At 62.2% G+C, this 19,280-nt stretch carries 17 protein-coding genes and 1 pseudogene; 5 read left to right on the top strand and 13 right to left on the bottom strand.

What is annotated here, in order from left to right:
- Positions 1-79 precede the first annotated feature (79 nt).
- On the bottom strand, positions 80-784 hold the full coding sequence (locus tag ACEW8Q_RS17885) for a Crp/Fnr family transcriptional regulator (protein WP_373505414.1): 705 nt from the start codon (positions 782-784) through the stop codon (positions 80-82).
- Between the two features lie 284 nt (positions 785-1,068).
- Here ACEW8Q_RS17885 and ACEW8Q_RS17880 point away from each other — a divergent pair, with 284 nt between their 5' ends.
- Together ACEW8Q_RS17880 and ACEW8Q_RS17875 are read left to right on the top strand one after the other, a co-directional pair.
- Positions 1,069-1,719, top strand: a complete 651-nt coding sequence (locus ACEW8Q_RS17880; protein WP_373505413.1) for a VOC family protein — start codon at positions 1,069-1,071, stop codon at positions 1,717-1,719.
- 14 nt (positions 1,720-1,733) lie between these two features.
- Entirely contained in the window at positions 1,734-2,489 is a 756-nt protein-coding gene (locus tag ACEW8Q_RS17875) for an SDR family NAD(P)-dependent oxidoreductase (RefSeq protein WP_373505412.1), read from the top strand.
- Here ACEW8Q_RS17875 and ACEW8Q_RS17870 read toward each other — a convergent pair.
- A complete protein-coding gene (locus tag ACEW8Q_RS17870; RefSeq protein WP_373505411.1) occupies positions 2,486-5,149 on the bottom strand; it encodes a hypothetical protein in 2,664 nt (887 codons plus the stop codon). The two genes, ACEW8Q_RS17875 and ACEW8Q_RS17870, sit on opposite strands and share 4 nt — an antisense overlap.
- The gene (locus ACEW8Q_RS17865) at positions 5,146-6,276 is read right to left on the bottom strand and encodes an exonuclease SbcCD subunit D (RefSeq protein WP_373505410.1); all 1,131 of its coding nucleotides are present in this window, start codon (positions 6,274-6,276) and stop codon (positions 5,146-5,148) included. The genes ACEW8Q_RS17870 and ACEW8Q_RS17865 overlap by 4 nt, the downstream gene beginning before the upstream one ends.
- A gap of 117 nt (positions 6,277-6,393) precedes the next feature.
- Here ACEW8Q_RS17865 and ACEW8Q_RS17860 point away from each other — a divergent pair, with 117 nt between their 5' ends.
- Positions 6,394-6,816, top strand: a complete 423-nt coding sequence (locus ACEW8Q_RS17860) for a YccF domain-containing protein (protein ID WP_373505409.1) — start codon at positions 6,394-6,396, stop codon at positions 6,814-6,816.
- Here ACEW8Q_RS17860 and ACEW8Q_RS17855 read toward each other — a convergent pair whose 3' ends face one another.
- The 7 genes from ACEW8Q_RS17855 to ACEW8Q_RS17825 form a co-directional block, all read right to left on the bottom strand.
- Positions 6,817-7,926: a mandelate racemase/muconate lactonizing enzyme family protein gene (locus ACEW8Q_RS17855; protein WP_373505408.1), complete on the bottom strand. Its 1,110-nt coding sequence runs from the start codon at positions 7,924-7,926 to the stop codon at positions 6,817-6,819.
- 1 nt (position 7,927) lies between these two features.
- Positions 7,928-9,100, bottom strand: coding sequence for a mannonate dehydratase (gene uxuA / locus ACEW8Q_RS17850; RefSeq protein WP_373505407.1), 1,173 nt, complete (start codon positions 9,098-9,100; stop codon positions 7,928-7,930).
- Positions 9,097-10,551 (bottom strand): mannitol dehydrogenase family protein, encoded by a 1,455-nt coding sequence (locus ACEW8Q_RS17845; protein WP_373505406.1) that lies wholly within the window; start codon positions 10,549-10,551, stop codon positions 9,097-9,099. Before ACEW8Q_RS17845 ends, uxuA begins: the two co-directional genes overlap by 4 nt.
- Complete coding sequence (locus tag ACEW8Q_RS17840) at positions 10,551-12,062, bottom strand: sugar ABC transporter ATP-binding protein (protein ID WP_373505405.1); 1,512 nt, start codon at positions 12,060-12,062, stop codon at positions 10,551-10,553. Before ACEW8Q_RS17840 ends, ACEW8Q_RS17845 begins: the two co-directional genes overlap by 1 nt.
- Before the next feature lies 1 nt (position 12,063).
- Positions 12,064-13,038: an ABC transporter permease gene (locus ACEW8Q_RS17835; protein WP_373505404.1), complete on the bottom strand. Its 975-nt coding sequence runs from the start codon at positions 13,036-13,038 to the stop codon at positions 12,064-12,066.
- Positions 13,038-14,069, bottom strand: a complete 1,032-nt coding sequence (locus tag ACEW8Q_RS17830) for an ABC transporter permease (RefSeq protein ID WP_373505403.1) — start codon at positions 14,067-14,069, stop codon at positions 13,038-13,040. Before ACEW8Q_RS17830 ends, ACEW8Q_RS17835 begins: the two co-directional genes overlap by 1 nt.
- A gap of 116 nt (positions 14,070-14,185) precedes the next feature.
- The gene (locus ACEW8Q_RS17825; RefSeq protein WP_373505402.1) at positions 14,186-15,211 is read right to left on the bottom strand and encodes a sugar ABC transporter substrate-binding protein; all 1,026 of its coding nucleotides are present in this window, start codon (positions 15,209-15,211) and stop codon (positions 14,186-14,188) included.
- Positions 15,212-15,270: 59 nt separating this feature from the next.
- Here ACEW8Q_RS17825 and ACEW8Q_RS17820 point away from each other — a divergent pair, with 59 nt between their 5' ends.
- The gene (locus ACEW8Q_RS17820; RefSeq protein ID WP_373505401.1) at positions 15,271-16,023 is read left to right on the top strand and encodes a GntR family transcriptional regulator; all 753 of its coding nucleotides are present in this window, start codon (positions 15,271-15,273) and stop codon (positions 16,021-16,023) included.
- A 4-nt stretch (positions 16,024-16,027) separates the two neighbouring features.
- On the top strand, positions 16,028-17,038 hold the full coding sequence (locus ACEW8Q_RS17815) for a zinc-binding alcohol dehydrogenase family protein (RefSeq protein WP_373505415.1): 1,011 nt from the start codon (positions 16,028-16,030) through the stop codon (positions 17,036-17,038).
- A gap of 25 nt (positions 17,039-17,063) precedes the next feature.
- Here the strand turns inward: ACEW8Q_RS17815 and ACEW8Q_RS17810 are convergent, their stop codons facing one another.
- From ACEW8Q_RS17810 to ACEW8Q_RS17800, 3 genes and pseudogenes are all read right to left on the bottom strand, one after another.
- Positions 17,064-18,089: a hypothetical protein gene (locus tag ACEW8Q_RS17810; RefSeq protein WP_373505400.1), complete on the bottom strand. Its 1,026-nt coding sequence runs from the start codon at positions 18,087-18,089 to the stop codon at positions 17,064-17,066.
- Positions 18,086-18,679 carry a hypothetical protein gene (locus ACEW8Q_RS17805; protein WP_373505399.1) on the bottom strand — a complete coding sequence of 198 codons (594 nt, stop codon included), beginning with the start codon at positions 18,677-18,679 and terminating at the stop codon, positions 18,086-18,088. The genes ACEW8Q_RS17810 and ACEW8Q_RS17805 overlap by 4 nt, the downstream gene beginning before the upstream one ends.
- A gap of 10 nt (positions 18,680-18,689) precedes the next feature.
- Positions 18,690-19,139 (bottom strand): annotated as a pseudogene (locus ACEW8Q_RS17800) (IS630 family transposase); the annotation flags it as partial.
- Positions 19,140-19,280 lie beyond the last annotated feature (141 nt).

The raw sequence follows: 19,280 nt of genomic DNA, 5'->3' as shown, positions 1-19,280 counted from the left end.
CAGCGCAACGGCGCAGGCCGCGGCCATCGCCACAAGTGCCGTACGCAGGGCCGGCCTTGCGCTCAGGACATTCATGGCCTCAGGCGTCGTCCGCTTCTGCGATTCCGTTCAGCGCCTCGACATCGCAATCGAGTTCGCGGTCCTTCCGGGTGATCGCGCCGAGGTCGGCCAGTTCCGCAAAGGCGCGGTTGAGCTTGGGGCGGCTGGCCCCCAGAATGGCGGCGATCTCCGATTGCCCGAGGCTGAGCGTGATGCGCGCGCGGGGCGGGAGCTTGTCGCCATGGGCCTGCCGGACGGCCGCCAGCAGGAACCGCGCGAGACGGCCAGCAAGGCTGTAGAGTGCGACGGACTCGAGCTGGTAGGTCGTTTCGCGCAGGCGTCGGGTGAGGTAGCGGATAACGGTGGCCGAAAGCTGCGGGTGTTCCGCCAGCACGCGCTCCAGGGGTTTCCTCTGGATGATGAGGCCCTGTGCCGCCGTCACGGCGGTGGCATCGGCCGAGCGCGGCTCATGGTCGAGCACGCCCATCTCACCGATGGTTTCGCCGCGCGAGGCCTGCCGCAGGATGAGTTCGCGGCCCGCCGCGGTGGTGATGCTGAGCCTGATGCGGCCCGCCGACACGATGGCCAGAAAATCGCTGGCATCGCCCTGCTGGAAGATCAGCGTTCCTGTGGGCCAGTTCATGCTGGCCGAAATGTCCGCCAGCGCGCGCAAGCCCTCTGCGTCCGCTCCCTTGAAGAGCGGGCAATCGTTCAACAGTGCTGTGTTGTCGTCCTGCCGCGACATGGGTGGCTCCGATCTGATGAACAGATGATTTCGGAGAGGCCCCGGCGTGGCAAGCCCTTTGTTTTCGTGACCGTCAAAAAGAGGCCGCCGGCAAAGCCTCGGCGGCCCAAGTCCAGGGAGGAAACATCTGTGGCCGATGGAGATCAGCCGACCAGACGCTAGGTCAGGGTCCCACCAAATCCTTACTTCAAGCTTAACGATTGGTGGACGAGGCCGCAGTCCCGGGAGAGCCTGAACCGCAGAGACGGCTGGACGGGCATCCAAATCCGGTTTTGTATGGGGCCATGAGGATCGATCATCTCGTCTGGTACAATGCCGACCTGGCTCAGGGCTGCAACTTCTTCGCGGGGCATATGGATCGCGAACCGCTCTATGGCGGCGAGCATCCGGACGAAGGCACCGCCAATGCCGTGATGGCGCTTGGGGGCCAGACCTACCTCGAGATTCTGGGCCGTGATGTGAACCAGGGCGAGCAAGGGCTCGATCCGGAAGTGAAGGGGCTGAGGGGGTCCGGTCTCTATCACTGGGCGATCGGCGGGATCGGTCTGAAGGACCTTGCGGAGCGTGCTGCGAAGGCTGGCCTCGAAGGCGGGGCGCTGATGCCCGGCGGGCGCGTGAAGCCCGATGGTAAATGGCTCGGCTGGACCTGCTGGGGCCCGCGCAATCATCGTTTCGGCTCGCTCATTCCGTTCTTCATCGACTGGATGGACAGCGAGCATCCGGCGATTTCCGCACCGCTGGGCGGCCGTCTCGCCCGCCTTGAGGTCCACACGCCCGATGCCGAAGAACTGCGTCGCATCTACGCCATCCTTGGGCTTGCGGATATTCCTGTGAAGGAAAGTGCAGAGCCTTTCGTGATCGCGACGATTGAAAGCGGCAAGGGCCGGGTGGACCTGAGGTCCTTCGCGCCCGTGCCGCGTGGCTATGTCATTTGAGGGGAGAGAGACGCATGAGGCTTCAGGGCAAGCGGGTCATCATCACGGGCAGCTCCACGGGAATAGGCGCTGCGGTTGCGAAGCGGTTCCTGGAAGAGGGTGCCAAGGTGGCCGTGTGGGGCCGTAACCCCGATAATGCCTACACCATCGCGCGCGAATTGCCGGAACTGGCCAATGTGGTGGCGGTGGATGTGGCGGACGCGCCCGCGGTGGATCGCGCCTTTGCCGAGTCGCTTGCCGCACTCGGTGGACTTGATGTCCTGATCTGCAATGCGGGCATTTCCATCCGGCGGAATTTCGTCGACATCGACCGCGAGGAATTCGACCGGGTGATGAAGGTGAATGTCCACGGCGTCTTCTACGTGAGCCAGCTCGCGGCCCGTCATATGCTGCAACAGGACACGGGCGGCGCCATCCTGATGACGGCCTCGACCTCGGGCGTTACCGCCTACAGGTACTATGCCGACTACAACGCGTCCAAGGGAGCGCTCATTGCCATGATGCGGACCATGGCCATCGAACTGGCGCCGAAGATCAGGGTCAATGCCGTGAACCCCGGCTATACGATGACGCCGATGCAGGAGGGCGAATACAGCCCCGAGATGCTGGCGCGCGTCAACGGCATCATCCCAATGAAACGTCACGCGCGGCCCGAGGAAATGGCCTCGCTCTATGTCTATCTCGCCTCCGATGAAGCGGCCTATGCGTCGGGCGCCGTCTTCACGCTCGACGGTGCGGAGAGCATCGCCTCGGGTGCCGCTTATCTCTAGACGATGCGAAGATTCCGCCCGCCAAGCGATGCGAAGGAGCGGGCGCGGCAGGTGAGCACGATCACCTGCTGATTGCGGCCCGCTCGGTTGATGGCGTCGAACATCTGCTCGATCCTCGCATCGTCCGAAAAAACAAGCGCGTCGTCGAGAATGATCGGAACGTCGTGGCCCTTGTCCCGTATCATGGCGCCCATCGCCAGCCGCACCAGCACGGCGATCTGCTCCTGCGTTCCGCGCGAGAGCTTGTCGAAGACTTCGCCTGCTGGCCCCGAGCGGCGCAGGGCCGACACTGAAAATCCTTCGCCCATCTCGATCTCGGCGCGCGGGAACACGTCACCGAGGAAAGGCCGGAGATGGCGCTTCAGCGGAGCGGTCAGTTCCTCGCGGCGTTTGTCATAGGCGTCCTCGATCACCTTGCGGAGAAGCTGCAGCGTGGCAGCACGCTCGGCGTGTCGCTCGATCTCCCTCTTGGCAAGGGCGCCTTCTGCACGAAGCTCGGCCACCTTCTCACCCAGCCCATCGCCGCCCGCCGACTGCACATTGCCTTCGAGCCGCGCGATCTGGTCGCGCAACGCGTCCATCGCGGCATTGCGCCGGATCGTCGCCTGCTGAAGCCTGTCCGCCCTGATCCTGCGGCTCTCGATGTCATCCTGCCTCGGTACATTGGCGCGCTTCTCGGACAACAGCAGGGCCTTGGCACGATGTTCCGCCGCCTTGTCCTCATGGTCGCGTTCGGCCGCGGCGATCTCCTGCTGCCGCCTGTCATCGGGCAGGGACGTCAGGTCTCCAGCGAGCTGGCTTTCGAGCACCTTGATTTCCGAAGCCAACTCTGCCGACGAAATGTTGAGGCCGGACAGGCGGGCATTCTTGGTATCGAGAAAGCCCGCGATCTTTTCGCGGCTTTCGCGGAGGCCGCCGCGCTGGGCCAACAAGGTCTCGCGCTCCGCTGCGGTTTCCTCCGGCAATGGCAAGTCGGCTGAAGCAATCCCGGCCAGTTGCCGTTCTGTCTCGCTGTCAATCAGGCGAAGCTGTGCGTCAAGCCGGGCGATCTCGGCAGCCGGAGTCGGATCCTTGATTCCAAGAACCGTGCGGTCGGCCCGGAGTTCGAGCGCCGTCTGCTCAAGTGAGGTCCGCTCGGCACGCAACATTCGCAGTTCGTCCGCGCTGGCGGCGCGATGCCTTTCGAGCAATGTCTTGAGCTTGCGGGCGAGGCCCGCGCTGGCAGCGTCCGCCTGCTCGCGTGAGCCGTGCGGCGGCGTGACGGTGATGGTGGCCAGGCCGCCGACATCCACCGTCAGGGCCTCGGTGACGGCGCGCTCGGCGCTTGTGCCCAGCGCCATGCCGTTGACGGTGATCTGGACACTCTCGCTGAACGAGACCGACAGACGGGCCGCCGCTGCATCGCTCTGTATGCGGAGCATCTCGCTCTCGCGTTCCAGCGCCGCGAGAGAGGTAATTGCTGCTTCGTCCACGGTATTGGCCTGAAGGGCTGCAGCGGAGTCCTTGAGCTTGCGGTCAAGCGTGGTGAGGAGGCCGAGCCTCCGGACGATCTCGTCGCGCTGCCTCAGCTTCTCGGCAAGCCCCGCCATGCGCTGCAGAACTTGTTCCCGCGTCTCCAGTTCATTGATCTTCGAGTCGATGGCGTTGCGTTCCGCAAGTGCTCCGTCGCGAGCTAAAACCGCTGCCGCGATGTCGCTCTGCAGAGACTGGATGCTTGCCTTCAGACCTGTGATGCGGTTGCGGCTTTCATCAATCCGCCGTGCAAGGTTTCGCAGGGCTTCAAGCCTTGTCATCTGCGCTTCGCGCAGCTTCAGGGCCTGTGCCTCGTCATCGAAGAAGCGCTGCAGCGATTTCATGGCCTCCTCGCCTTCGCTGAGTTGCCTCACGGCCTCGTTCAACTCACGCGCCAGCCGTTCGGTTTCGGTCCTGTCGCTGATCCGCGTCCACTCGGCCCGCAGGCTCGCCAGCTTCTCGAGATTGCCGTCGAGTTCGGCGAGGCGCGATTCCGCCTCGATGCGTTGCAGTTCGATCGATTCGAAATGCTTCTGCACCGCGTGGAACGGGCCACCGGTCTTCGGCTTTCCACCATCGGTGACGAGCTTGCCCAGTTCTTCCCGGATATCCTCCAGGACCAAGCGTGCGCGCTCGCCGCCGACGAGCGTGCCGACCTCCTGCTGAATGACGCTGTTCAGCACCGATGCTGCACCCTCGCTGGGTTCCGGCACTTCGAATGACTGGCCCTGTTCCACCCAGAGCAATCCATAGGCCGCCGGGTCGAGCCTGGTGTCGGGCTTGATGCCGAGGATTTCCCACAGCCGTTCATCGGCATCGCGGTTCCGCGCAAGAACCGTTCCTCCCCGAGATAGCGTCGCGGAGGCCGCGCGCAGGAAGGTCTTCGATATCTCATAGGTCTCGCCGTCATGCTCGAAGCCCAGCGTGATGGCGACAGGAAGCGAGAGCCCATCGGTTGCAAGCCGCTTCACGTCTTCGCGCGTGGTGTTGTGGCGCTCGAAGACGCAGGTGCGGATGGCGCGGAACAGTGTCGATTTTCCGGCCTCGTTGGAGGCGGACAGGATGTTCACGCCCGGTCCCAGTCCTTCGAGAAGCGTGGGCGTCCCGAAGCGGCCGACGCCTTCGACCCTCACATGCAGGAGGTTCATGGCGCGCGCTCCGGCAGGGCTGAGCGTGTCATCAGGAACATCTGGACCAACGCCTCGCCGGCGCGGTGGCGCTCCAGTTCGGTGAGAGCCGGATCGGCGGCCAATGCCTGCAACGTGCCCGCTGCCTCGCGCAGCACGCCCTGGAAGTCGATGCGCTCGAAGTCCTCCTCCGTCGGGCGAACGGAGAGGCGGTCGAGATCAACCTCGAGCCAGAACATCGCGGCCTCGATCTGCGCCAGCCGCTGCCCGGCCACCGCGCGCGCGTCAAGCGGCAAGGCGCCGTCAAGCGCCAGCCGCATGATGGTGGACGAAAGATCGGGCCTGACGCGGATCTGCGCTTCGATCCCGTCCATGTCGGCGAGCGAGGATACTGTCTCCGTCTGGCTGATCCAGCGGTAGGTGCCGGTGCGCCTCGGGCTCACGGTGGGCGGCGCGCCTGCGCCTGCGATCTCGACCAGCAGTACCTGGCCCAGTTCCTGGCTGTTGAAGCGGTCGGCCTCCGGGGTGCCGGCATACCACGTGGCGGGCCCCACCTGCATCGTGCGGTGCCAGTCGCCCAGCGCCAGATAGTCAAGGCCGGCGCGCTTGGTCCGGTCGGGCGCGATGGGGTTGTTGGCTTCGCCGCCTGAATCGAATCCGGTGATGGAGCCATGGGCGAGGCCGATGCGGATGAGGCCCTCACTGGTCGCAGCGCCATCCATCCATTCGGAAAGGTCGTTGACCTCGCTCTTCCGGCGGAGCGGCGCGGGGAGCAGGACCGCGTCCGCGCCCAGGGGTGCCGGTTCGGGTGCCAGATGAAGGTGGACATTGGGGGGCAAGCCGATGGACGCGATACGGTCCCAGAGGCCCTGGCCGCGGTGCGGGTCATGATTGCCGGGGATGACGTGCCATGCCACACCCGTGAAGCCGCGCATGCGTTCCAGCGGTTCCAGAAGCGTCTTCTGCACGGGCTGGTCGTTGTCGTAGAGGTCGCCGGCGATCAGCACATGGCCTGCCGCTTCGTCCATGGCGAGCCTGCCAATCGCCTCGATGGCGGAGAGCCGCGCCTGACGCAGCACGCTTTCCTTTTCGCCGAAATTCCGGAAAGGCTTGCCGATCTGCCAGTCCGCCGTATGGATGACTCTCATGGTGCCAGAATTGGAGGCTTGCCGCGCGCCCGTCAACCGCTTGTGCGCCGGGACTGATTTTTATGGCAAAAGACCACGAGTCTATCCATATCATCTCGCGAAAGACGGAGGGTTTCCATGTCACTGCTGCTGAACATCATCTGGATACTTATGGGCGGCGCCTGGATGGCGCTGGGCTGGCTCATCGCGGCTGCGATCATGGCGGTGACTATCGTCGGAATTCCGTGGGCGAGGGCCGCGATCAATATCGCGCTCTATACGCTGATGCCATTCGGCTACAGCGCGGTTCCGCGTGACCACTACACGGGGCAAGAGGATATCGGCACGGGAGCGCTCGGCACCATTGGCAATATCCTGTGGTTCGTGCTCGCCGGCTGGTGGCTGGCGCTCGGCCATCTGATCACGGCGGTGCTGTGGGCCGTCACCATCATCGGCTTGCCCTTCGCATGGGCACACCTCAAGCTTGCCGGCATTGCGCTCTGGCCCATCGGCAAGATGATCGTGCCGAACGACCAGAGATACCCCGCGCCGCGCGTCTGATCAGGTCAGCGTAAAATCCGATCCCGGCACCGTGGCCTTGGCGATCGCCTGGACATCCCAGGCGATCCCAAGGCCCGGTTCGTCCGACGGGATGGCATGGCCATCCTCGATCTTCATCACTTCCGTGGTGAGCGAGTCGATCTGCGGAATATATTCAACCCACCGCGCATTGGGCACGGCGGCGCAGAGCGAAACGTGAAGCTCCATCAGGAAATGCGGGCAGACCGGCACGTTGAAGCATTCGGCCAGATGGGCGACCTTCAGCCACGGCGTGATGCCGCCGATCCGCGCGACATCGACCTGCACGATCGAGCACCCGCCGCGTTCCAAGTACTCGCGGAAATGCAAATGGCTGTAGAGGCTCTCGCCCACGGCGATGGGAATGGTCGTGCTTTGTGACAGGCGGACGTGGCCGTTGATATCGTCAGCCGTCAGCGGTTCCTCGAACCACGCGATGTCGAGCGGCGTTAGGCAGCGTGCGCGCCTGATCGCCTCGTCGATGGTGAAGCGCTGGTTGGCATCCGTCATGATCTCGAAAGCGGGGCCCACCGCCTCGCGCACAGCCTGCAGCCGCGCAACATCCTCCGACACATGCGGACGGCCGACCTTGATCTTCGAGCCGCCGAAGCCCTTGGCCTTGGCCTGCAGGGCATCGTCCACCAGTGCGGGTGTGTCGATGTGGAGCCAGCCGCCTTCGGTGGTGTAGAGCGGCACGCGGGCTTGTGCACCGCCCGCCATGCGGTGAAGCGGTTCACCGTGGCGGCGGCACTTCAGGTCCCAGAGCGCGGTGTCGATGGCAGCCAGCGCCAGAGACGTGATGGCACCGACCGTCGTCGCATGCGTGAGGAAATAGAGATCGCGCCAGATGCGCTCGATTTCGAGTGACTCGCGGCCAATGAGGGCCGGGCCCAGCGTGCGGCGGATCAGTTCCATGATCGAGGGGCCGCCGGTGCCAATCGTATAGGTGTAGCCGGTGCCCACCACGCCATCGGCATCGTAGATCCGGATGATGGGCGTTTCCTGGCTGACGAAGGACTGGATGGCGTCGGTGCGCTTCACCTTCGGCTGCAAGTCCACCATCAGCGCTTCGACGCGGGTGATCTTTGCCATGTCAGTGCACCTTTCCAGCACGGAACGCATCGACCGTCCGCATCACGCCGCGCAGTTCGGCGAGACCTTTCAGCCTGCCGATGCAGGAATAGCCGGGGTTCACGCGCTTGCCGATGTCATCGACGATCAGGTGGCCATGGTCGGGCCGCATCGGGATCTCGCGGGACTCCGCCGTCTCGACATCTCGGAGTGCGGCCACCACGCCGATCATGTCGGTATCGCCATCGAGATGTTCGGCTTCGTAGAAGGACCCGTCAGCTTCCCGCGTGGTGTTGCGCAGGTGCGCGAAATGGATGCGGGGGGCAAAGGCTTTCGCCATCTTCACGAGATCATTCGTCGGGTTGGCACCATAGGAGCCGGTGCAAAGTGTGACCCCATTGGCAGGGCTCGGCACTGCATCGAAAAGCTTCTGCGTGTCGGATTGCGTCGAGTTCACGCGCGGCAGGCCGAAAAGCGGGAGGGGCGGATCGTCTGGATGGATGGCGAGCTTGACGCCAACTTCCTCAGCCGTTTCGGCGATCTCGCCCACGAACTGGAAGAGATTCTGGCGGAGGCCCTCGACAGTGATGTCACGGTATTCATCAAGCTGCTTCGTGAAGCTCGCGCGGTCATAGACCGTTTCACGCGCCGGCACCCAGTCGATCAGGTTGCGCTCAAGTTGCGCGAGCTTGCTTTCGGGCCATGAGGCGAGGCGCTTCCTTGCCTCCGCGATGCGCTCCGCCGGATGATCCGCTTCCGCATGCCGCCGCTTCAGCACCAGCACGTCATAGGCGCAGAAGTCCACGATGTCGAAGCGCAGCGCCGTTCCTCCATTGGGCAAGGGCCAGTCGAGGTCGGTGCGAGTCCAGTCGGTGATGGCCATGAAATTATAGCAGCACACCTTGATGCCGGCCTTGGCCACCGCGCGGATCGATGCCTTGTGATTGTCGATCTTCTGGCGGAAATCTCCGGTGCGGGTCTTGATCGCTTCGGGAACGGCGATCGATTCGACCACGTCCCATGTGAGGCCAGCGCTTTCGATCACGGCCTTGCGTTTCATCACTTCATCGTCGGTCCAGGCCTGCCCGCGATTCATGTGGTGCAGGGCAGACACGATGCCGACTGCACTCGCCTGCTTCACATGCGCGAGCGTTGCCGGATCGTCGGGGCCGAACCAGCGCCAGGTCTGTTTCATGGATGCGAGCTCCGGAAGGTTTCGTAAGTCTTCTGGCTGCCGTGGCGGATCAGGCTGTCGAGCGCCTGCGTGACGGCTTTCACGAAGTCTGGATTTGCGGGAAGATCCTTGCCGAAGATCTTCTCGACGCCGAGAAGTGCCGTTGCGAGCTTCGGCGCATCGAGACCCGCCATATCAGCTCGGCTGCGCAATTCATCACGTAAAGGGTCGCGGACATCGATGGGCGCTCCCTTTTCGTCGATGCCGGTCACATAACGCATCCATGCGGCGACGCCGAGCGCCAGGCCGTCGATGGATTGCCCTGCATTCATCCGTTCACGGATGGTGTCGAGCAGGCGCTGCGGCAGTTTCTGGGAGCCGTCCATGGCGATCTGCCATGTGCGATGCTTTAGGCCGGGGTTGCGAAAGCGTCGGAGCAGGGCTTCCTTGTACGCACCAATGTCAGCACCTGGTGGAACGGCGAGCGTCGATGTCACTTCGCTGTGCATGAGGTGGGCGACGAAATGGGCGAGTGCTGGATCGTTCATGCAGTCGGCGATGGTCTCCCGGCCTGCGAGATACCCAAGATAGGACATCGAGGAATGCGCGCCGTTGAGGAGCCGCAGCTTCATCAACTCGAATGGTACGATATCATCCACGAAGGTTGCGGACCATTCCGGCCGGCCTTGCGGAAACCGGTCCTCGACCACCCAGTTGTTGTAAACTTCGGTGACGACGGGCCACGCATCGTCAAGGCCCGTCGCGGCGGCCACGCGCGCGCGGTCGGCGTCGGTCGTGGCGGGAACGATGCGGTCAATCATGGTGGCGGGGAAGGAGACGTTGTCTGCAACATAGACGCCCAGCGCGGGGTCGATGAGTTGCGCCAATCGCGTCACCACCTTTGCTACCGTGCGGCCATTGGCGGGAAGATTGTCGCAACAGAGCACCGTGAAGGGCGGCAAATTGCGCGTGTGCCTTTCCCGCAGTGCCGCGACGAGGAAACCCGGTGCCGAGCGCGGCCGCTCGGGGTGAGCGAGATCGTGGATGATGTCGGGATGCTGCTCGTTCAATTCGCCCGTTGCCGGATCGTGGCAATAGCCTTTCTCGGTGACGGTGAGCGACACGATCTTGACCGAGGGCCTGCACATGGCGCGGATGAGCGTCGCCGGGTTTTCTGGCGCCACCAGCACATCGCGCAATGCGCCCAGCACGCGGAAGCGCTCACCCGTCTCGTCGCTCTCGGCAATCGTATAGAGATAGTCCTGCGGCTTCAGCGCATCTCGCGTGTCGGAGGAGCGCAGGCTGGCGCCGATGGTGCCCCAGCGCATGTCGCCCTTGCGGATCGCCTCGTCGGTGTAATCCGCCTGATGCGCTCGGTGGAAGGCACCCACACCCAGATGAACGATTCCGATGTCAAGGTCCGAGGGATCGTAGGCAAGTGTCTTGCAGGTCTTGCGCGAGAGCCTTGTCATCAGGCCGCCTTTCGTCCGTGAATCAGCGCCATGATAGCCGTGCTCACGCGTTCATAGTTACGGTCGTTCTCGACCATGCCCCTGATCTTGTAACCGTCCATCACGGCCACGCGGTCCGCCACGTCGACCATCTCGGTGAGGTCGGAAGTGATCAGGAGAACCGCGGTGCCGCTTTCGGCCAGTTCATGGATCAGGTCGTGGAGATAGGCCTTGGTCTTGATGTCGATGCCGACCGAAGGCTCGTCGATGATGAGGAGCTTCACGCCCGCTGCGATCCATTTTGCGACCGATACCTTTTGCTGGTTGCCGCCGGAGAGATTTCCGATGGTCTGGTCGAGCGAAGGCGTTTTCACTTCGAGCTTTCGCAATACGGGTCCAACTTTGGTGGCCACTGTCGCATCACGCAGGAAGCCCAGCGATGTCGCGAGCTTCTTCCAAATGGTGATGCCCGCATTGGCGAGCACAGAATGAAGCAGGATCAGTCCTTCGCCCTTGCGGTCCTCGCTGACATATCCGATGCCGAGAGCCAGGCCTTCGGCAACCGAGCCGATCTTCACCGGCTTGCCACCGACGATGATGTCGCCACCGGTCTGCGGTGACAGGCCCAGCACCGCCTTGGCGAGTTCGCTGCGGCCCGCGCCGACGAGGCCGTAGAGTCCGAGAATTTCTCCGGGTCGCACAGAGAGCGAGACAGCCGCGTGACCGGCGGCGGAAGAATAGTTCTTCAACTCGAAAAAGGGCGCGGCCTGCGGTGCTACGCGCGGCGCCCGCTTCGAGATGCGCTCGGCGCGTCCGATCATCATCTGCACAACGTCCTGCCGGGTGAGCGACTTGAGCTCGGCGCTGTTGCACGCATTGCGGCCATCGCGCAGCACGGTGACGGTGTCGCAGATGTCGAACACTTCCTCGAGCTTGTGGCTGACAAAACCGATGGCCACGCCATCATCCCTGAGCTTCCGCAGGATACGGAACAGCACCTGCGCCTCGCTGGGCGTGAGTGACGCGGTGGGCTCGTCCAGCAGCAGCACGCGGGACTTGAGCGACAGCGCCTTGCCGATCTCGACAAGCTGCATCTGGGCCACGCTCAATCGCGAGACGGGCATCATGGGGTCGATGTCGAGGTCGAGCTGCTTCAGCCAAAACCGCGCTTCGGCGGCAATGGCGGAATAGTCGACGGATGACAGCGAATGCCTGCCCAGGCGGTCGAGCATGATGTTCTCTGCGACCGAGAAGCGCGCCACCAGGTTGCGTTCCTGGTGCACCACACCGAGGCCGCCTGCCGCCGCCTGCCGCGGGGGGTTTGCGAAACGGACGCTGCGGCCTTCCATGGTGATCTCGCCCGCGTCCGCGCGGTGAATGCCGGTCATGATCTTGATGAGGGTGGATTTGCCAGCGCCATTCTCGCCCAAAAGCGCGTGGACCGAACCGCCCGTCAGGGTCATCGAGACATCGTCCAGCGCCTTCACGCCGGGGAATGACTTGCTGACATGCGAAACATGGAGCGCCGTCATGTCAGGCGTTCCGTTCGTTGAGGCGCGCCACGCGGAGTTCGCGCAACCGGTTGATACCGACGGCCCAGAGTATCAACCCGCCCAGCACGATCTGCACGACGAAGGGATCGATGGCGAAGAGCACAAGGGCCTGCGTGATGATGGCGATGATGACCACACCGAAGAACGTGCCCGCCACGCTCACATGGCCGCCCGCCAGCACCGCCCCGCCGATGACGGGCGCCGCGAAGGAGGAGATCAGCCAGTCGTCGCCAATGGTAGGCTGGCCGATCTGGAGCCTCGCCACCAGCATCATGCCGGCAACTGCTGCCATGAGGCCCGAGATCGCGTGGGCCCAGATGACCGTGGCGGTCACGTTGATGCCGGAGAGTTCGGCTGCCGTGCGGTTGCTGCCGATGGCGAGGATGTAGCGGCCAATGCGCAGGCGGTTGAACAGGTACCACATGCCCACCGATGCAATCACCATGGGAACGATCAGCCACGGGATTGGACCGAATACAGCGAGGTTGCCGAAGTCCTTCACGGCCTGCGGCACGCCATAGAACGGCTGTGCCTCGGTGATGCCGAGGTTGATGCCCTTGAAGATCTGCAATCCGGCAAGCGTGATGATGAAGGCCGAGATGCCGGTGCGTGCGATGACGAAGCCTGAAGCCGCGCCCGCCGCCATGCCGATGGCAAGGCCGACGAGAACTGCGATAAACGGCGGCACGCCGTAAAGCTCCATCACCGCGACAAAGCTGATGGCGACGAGGCCGCCGAAGGCGCCGAGCGCCAGGTTCATCTGCCCGATGGCGATGATGACGAGCTGGCCGAGTGCGATCACCATGTTGACGGCGATGGCCGAGAGCAGCACGAAGATGTTGAAGGGCGACAGGAAGCTCGGATGGAACAGCGAGATGCCGATGATGGCCGCGAGGCAGACGAGGGCAGGGCCGACCCAGTCATTGTCGAAGATGCCGGTAAAGGAGAGTTTCATCAGATCATTCCCCGTGCGCGCAGCACCTGCTGGCGGAAGCGGTCGGCCAGCACGGCCAGCAGCAGCATCAGCCCCAGGCAGGCGAGGATCCAGAATTCGCCGACGCGCATGAGGAGCAGCCCGCTGGTCATGATGGTGACGAAGGTGGCACCGAGCAACGTGCCGATGACCGATACCCGCCCGCCCGACAGCAGCGTGCCGCCCAGCACGGGTGCCAGGAATGCGGGGAGCAGCCAGTCCTGCCCGAGTTGGCCCGCCATCGACGGCACTGCAGCGCCCGTCCGTGCGGTGAGCATCAGCCCTGCGAGCGCTGCCAGCGCCCCGGTGAGCATGTGGCAGGAGACGATGACGCGGCCAGTGCGGATGCCGGACAATTTGGCCGCCTTCGGATTGGCGCCCGCCGCGAGCATTTGCCGGCCCAGCACCGTGTAGCGGTAGAAGACGCTCAGGGCCGCGCAGATCACCAGCGTCACGATCAGCAGGACCGAGACCTTGCCGCCGAGGCGCAGCTTGCCCATGGCCGGCACGGCAGCCGGGAGTTCATTAAAGGATTGCGCCTGGGTCAGGAAGATCATCACGCCGAAGAAGATGCTCATGGAGGCGAGCGTGATGATGAAGCTGTGGACGCCGGAGCGCACCACGGCATAGCCGTTGATGAAGCCGAGGCCAGCGCCAAACAGGATGGCGGCGGGAATGGCGAATGCCAAAGGCACGCCCACGCTTTGTGCAAGGTAGCCGAAGACCATGGCGGCGCAGACGCCGATGGCGCCCACCGAAAGATCGAGCCCCCCCGTCACGATCACCGCCATCATGGCGAGGCCGATCATGGTGTCGATGCCGATCTGGCGGCCGATGGTGAAGAGGCTGAAGGGAGAGACGAAGCCGGGAAGCGATACCGCGAAGGCCGAGAAGGCGAGGGCGATCAACACCGCGAGGCCGAACTCGTTCGACAGCAGCAGACGGACGAGACCAGAGCCGCGCCGGTGTTCCGGCACGGTGTCGTCGCGGAGTGAGGAGATGGCGTCAGTCATTCAGGTCCTCTTCCTTATCCCTTTGCTGGAGAAGGTGGCGCAGAACGCCGTCTCGCGCCGCTGGCGCGATCCACCTTCTCCCGCAAGGGGAGAAGGTGCAATCGTGTTTGCCGCCATTACTGGCAGGTCATGAAGTCCTTCTCGAAATTCGCGAGAATGTCCTTGGTGATGCCGCGCATGGCGTCGACGTAGGTGTCGGCTGTCGAGGCGTCGACGAAGACGGTGCCGCTGTCCACGAACTTCGCGGTCAGTGCGTTCGACTTCCACGGCGCGTCGGCCTTCAGCGTGCAGCCGGTGCGCAGCTTGTCGAGCACGTAGGAGCCGAGATAGCCCTGACCATAGGGATTCTGCAGCATGGTGCCGTTGACGAAGCCGTCCTTGATCGCGGCGAGCACCACTTCATCGTGGTCGATGCCGACCATCTTGATGCGCTTGTCGCCGATCTTGCGGAGCGAGTTCGCCGCGGTGACGGCGGGAACCCATGCAGTGGTCACGATGCCGTCGACGCCGGCCGCGTTGGCGGCGAGATAGGCGTTGATCTTCTCTTCGGCGGGCTGCGGCGCGTCGATGTCGGCGATGACCTGAACGACGGTGACGGCGCCGTTGGTCTCATCAGCCGCCTTCTGGACAGCGTCAATACGGAGCTGCGTGTTGGGGTCGACGAGGAAGCCGGTGAAATGCGCGATCTTGCCCTTGCCGCCCATCGCCTTGATGAGTTCCTTGGTGCCGAGATAGGCGGAATTGCCGGTATCAGTGCCCATGCAGAACAGGGCGGGTGTCGGGTCCTTCAGGCAGCCGGCGGTGGCGATGGCCTGACCGCCGTTGTCGACGATTTCAGAAACGGTGGCGTTGGTGCCCACCGCGTCGCCGGGGAAGATCAGGAAGGAATTGTAGCCCTGCGTGAGCAGGCTTTCGAGCAGCTGGCTCTGCTGGGCGAGTTCCCACTTCTGCGGCACGCGATAGTCGCCGGCGCCCAGGTTGAAGTCCTTCATGGCGTCCTTGCCGGCCTGTTCCCAGGCCGAGAAATAGGGGTGCGGGCCGCCCGGAACGAGCGCCACCTTGGTGCCCGGATCGGCGTGAGCAGAGGTTAGGACGGCCGAGCCCAAAAGCGCAGCGGCCACCAGCTTAGCAACTGATTTCATGACATTTTCTCCCATCGGCGGCATGCAGAAAGACATTGATCTTTTGGCCGCGTGGCTGCATGCTAGTATACAAGATGGTCGCTCACAAGACGGAATTCGCAGCGATTGCAGCGGCACCGGTAACCGCCGGGGCTGCGCGCGTGCTCGACCGCAGGCTGCCCGCCGCCGAGCAGATCTACCAGCTCCTGCGCGAGGAGATCATCACCTGCCGCCTCGTTCCGGGAGAGGCGATCAGCGAGAACCGCATCTGCGGCATGTTCAGCGTGTCGCGCTCGCCGGTTCGGATCGCGCTCACGCGGCTGGCGGAAGACGGCCTCATCGACATCTTCCCGCAGCGCGGAAGCTTCGTCGCTCCCATCCGCATGAGGAAAGTGATCGAGAGCCAGTTCGCGCGGACAGCGCTCGAGATCGCGCTGGTCGAGGTCGCGGCCAAAGCCTGGACGGAGGCCAACGCGGCCGAGGCCCATGCCAATCTCGCCGACCAGAAGCGCCATGCGGCAGGTGGTGAGGCGTGGGAGTTCTATCTCGACAACGAGCGCTTCCACCAGATGATCGCGCGCGCCGCCGGGCTTGAAGGCGTGTGGGCCACGGTGCAAAGTGTCAAGATGCTGTGGGACCGTGTGGGCCATCTTGCCAACCGCGTCTCGGGCCACCGCGAGGAGATCATCGCGGAGCATGAGGCCATCGTCGAGGCGCTGGATGCCCGCGATGAGAAGCGCGCGGTGAAGGCCATGAAGCTTCACCTGCGCTCGGTGTTCAACGCAATTGCAAGGCTCCGGCCGTTACACGAGGATTATTTCACCGATGGCTGACATGATGCGCGCCGTTCTCTGCGCCAACCCGCGCGAGCTTCACCTGATCGAGCGGCCTGTGCCGGTGCCGGGGCAAGGCGAGGCGCTGGTGCGCATCCGCCGCATCGGCGTGTGCGGCACCGACATGCACATCTGGCAGGGCAACCAGCCTTACTTCGCCTATCCGCGCGTGATGGGCCATGAACTCTCGGGCGAGATCGTGGAGGCGCCGAAGGGCTCAAGTCTCAAGGCGGGCGACCATGTCTATGTGGTGCCCTATCTCCATTGCGGAACATGCGTCGCCTGCCGGGTGGGCCGCACCAATTGCTGCACCAGCCTCAAGGTGCTGGGCGTCCACATCGACGGCGGCATGTGCGAGTACATGGCCATCCCCGAGACGCATCTGTTCAAGGCCGAAGGCATCACGCTGGACGAAGCCGCGATGGTGGAATTCCTGGCGATTGGCGCTCATGCGGTGGCGCGGGCAAAAGTGGGGGAGCGCCAGCGCGTGCTGGTGGCCGGCAGCGGACCCATCGGCGTGGGCGTCGCCCTCTTCGCGCAATTGAACGGCGCGGAGGTGACCGTCATCGACGGCCGGGCCGACCGCCTGGCCTTCGCCACCAACACGCTGAAGGTGGCCCACGCGATTGCGCTGGGGCCGGACGACGTGGAGCAGATGAAGACGCTCACCCATGGCGAATTCTACCATCATGTGTTCGACTGCACGGGCAGCCCCAAGGCCATGGAGCGCGGCTTCGCCTTCGTGGCGCATGGCGGCACCTATGTGCTGCTGTCGATCGTGCAGGGCAACATCAGTTTCAGCGACCCGGAATTCCACAAGCGCGAGACGACGCTGCTTTCATCGCGCAACGCCCAGCTCGCTGACTTCGCCACCGTGATGACCGCCATGCGCGAGGGCCACGTGCCCACCAAAGCCATCAACACCCACCGCGCGCCTTTGTGGGACGTCGGTACGAAAATGCCGGAATGGATCAGCCCGGAGGCGGGGACGGTGAAGGGGTTGCTGGAGGTTTAGGCAAGCTCAGGTACGCTAGATTGAGTTAATTTCGATACGGCCAACCTTTGTCTGTTTCGATTTCGCAATTCAATTTCAGAAATTCGGCTCTTGACGTCAACCATCGTCGGTCGATGTCTCGTCGTTCAATGACATCTTCCTGGAGTTGTTGCGCGATCCTGTGAAGAGCAAATGTGAGGTCAATCAGTATACTGACAGCAAGTTTGGGATAAGCAGAAATGGTTGAGTTCGCTGGGATCGATAGCACATTGTTTTCTAATCTGTTCAGCGAATCCTCAAAGGATAGGGGCTGATTGACTTGTATATGCCCAAAACCATAGAAGTTTGACTTTTGACGACCCGCTGAATAGGCCTTTCCCGGTGAGTAATTGGCTATATTTCGCAAATCGGATGGCCAAGCGTCACCGAGACGATCAAATGTCAATTCAAGAGTTCGGAATAACCGTTCCTCATCAGGATTGGAATTCCCTGAAATTTCTCGAAGTGCCTTAATCCTCTCGAATAGCACTTTCCATAAGAGCTCGTGTAGTCTGGATTCTCTGGATTTTGAGACTTCAAAGCTAAGAAGATTAGGCGTATTGGAATTAGTACATACCAATATATATGCACCAGCTCCGGGCGACGGATCGTTCGACCCTGAAATCAAATGGAGATCAGCAATAGTGGTCTTGTTTAGAAAAACAACAGTTCTACTTGTCATTCTTGTAAAGCTAAGTGCCAGAAAGAATGCCCAATAGTAGAAAGTTACACAAAGCCAGGCCGCACTGTACCACCTTCCCGCATTTAGTTGATTTCGTGCTGTTACTGCGTGCTCAGTAGCCGCATCCAAAAATAGAGCTGACTCAGAAAGTAGTACCTTTGCGATCTCTGACTGCGGGGCTAAGAACGCTAGGGATTTTCTATGCGAACTGACCGATGGAATGATAACGCCAGACCTGTACCATTCTGCTAATGTGCTCGGTTTATTGCGCGACAAAGATGTTCCTTTCGGGAACACGGCCAGCGCTTCTTGACGAAGCTGTTGCCATGCAAGACCTTGCGGAAGAGTCAAAGCATTTCTTCTCCGATTGATCTCTTTGATTTCAAAGTTGATTGCATTAAAAGGGCTATTGATTTCTTGTCTAGCAAAGATTTTCCGCCGGTTCCATTATAGTTTAGCTTTGCTAGTGGACGAATTATCTTCTGTATTGAGTTCTGCTTGGCGTCTTTTGCCACAGCAATTGAATTTTCTACGATGAGATCAAACATTGCGAATATTGCTTCGAAGAAAGCTGACTTCACCAGAAGAGCCTTGTCAAGAATCTCAGCGTCGAATGCGTTGAGATAATTGAGAATGAGTTTGTACTTTTGTGAGTCAGTCAGGTCACCCAGAACGCTTCCATTTATAATGGGGCCCAACGCCCGATTGAATGTCACTCGAGATAACTTTCCAGTTACACTTTTGTTTGAACTAAGTTTTCCCGTAAGTGGGCTTGCTGAATCCATGTTTAATTTGTCGAAGAGCGAACGTAGTGACTGTTCAAGCGTGGATTCTTGTTGGGCGAGTTGTTTGATGTCCAGCAATAGGGCAGCTGGCACGCCGCGTTGCGTTGTATTGATGTCAATGAAGAGTTTTGCCTCTTCTGTGCGAGTTAATACCAATCCGCATTGGTCACGACCCGTGTGCCCAGTCCCTGAGACCGATGGACATGATGCGCCATGGTTGGGCGATGAGCTTGTTCCAAGCGAAGCAGCAGTGGTCGAGGATGTCCTCGTAGGATTTGAAGATCCTGTTGGACAGCCAGTTGTCGCGTATGAACTGCCAGAGGTTCTCAGCCGGATTGAGCTCGGGGCATTTGGGCGGCAGTGCCAGCAGCGTGATGTTGGAGGGAACTCTGAGCCGCGCCGACATATGCCAGCCAGCCTGATCGAGGAGCAGCACGGCGTGGCGGCCGGGTGCCACTTCGGCAGAGATTTCGGCAAGGTGCAGGTTCATCGCCTGGATGTTGCAGGCTGGCAAGACAAGTGCGGCACCCTTTCCCTCGTAAGGGCAAATGGCGCCAAAGATGTAGGCGGACGCTGTCCGCTGATCTCTTGGCGCTGATGGGCGGGTGCCGCGTTTTGGGGGATGTCCCGTACTCTGTTGAAAATGCCAAGGCTGGCGTCGCTGGTTGAACCTTATGCAGCATCGGCCAAGCGGTCAACTGCATGGGAGGCTGGCTGCTCGGTCCGATGGTTTTGAAGTGCGGCCTTGAGGATTGGC

It is taken from the genome of Aestuariivirga sp. (genome assembly GCF_041738905.1).
Classification (GTDB): Bacteria; Pseudomonadota; Alphaproteobacteria; order Rhizobiales; family Aestuariivirgaceae; genus Aestuariivirga.
Note: the sequence above shows the minus strand (reverse complement) of the source record. Positions and strands in the feature narration are given on the sequence as shown.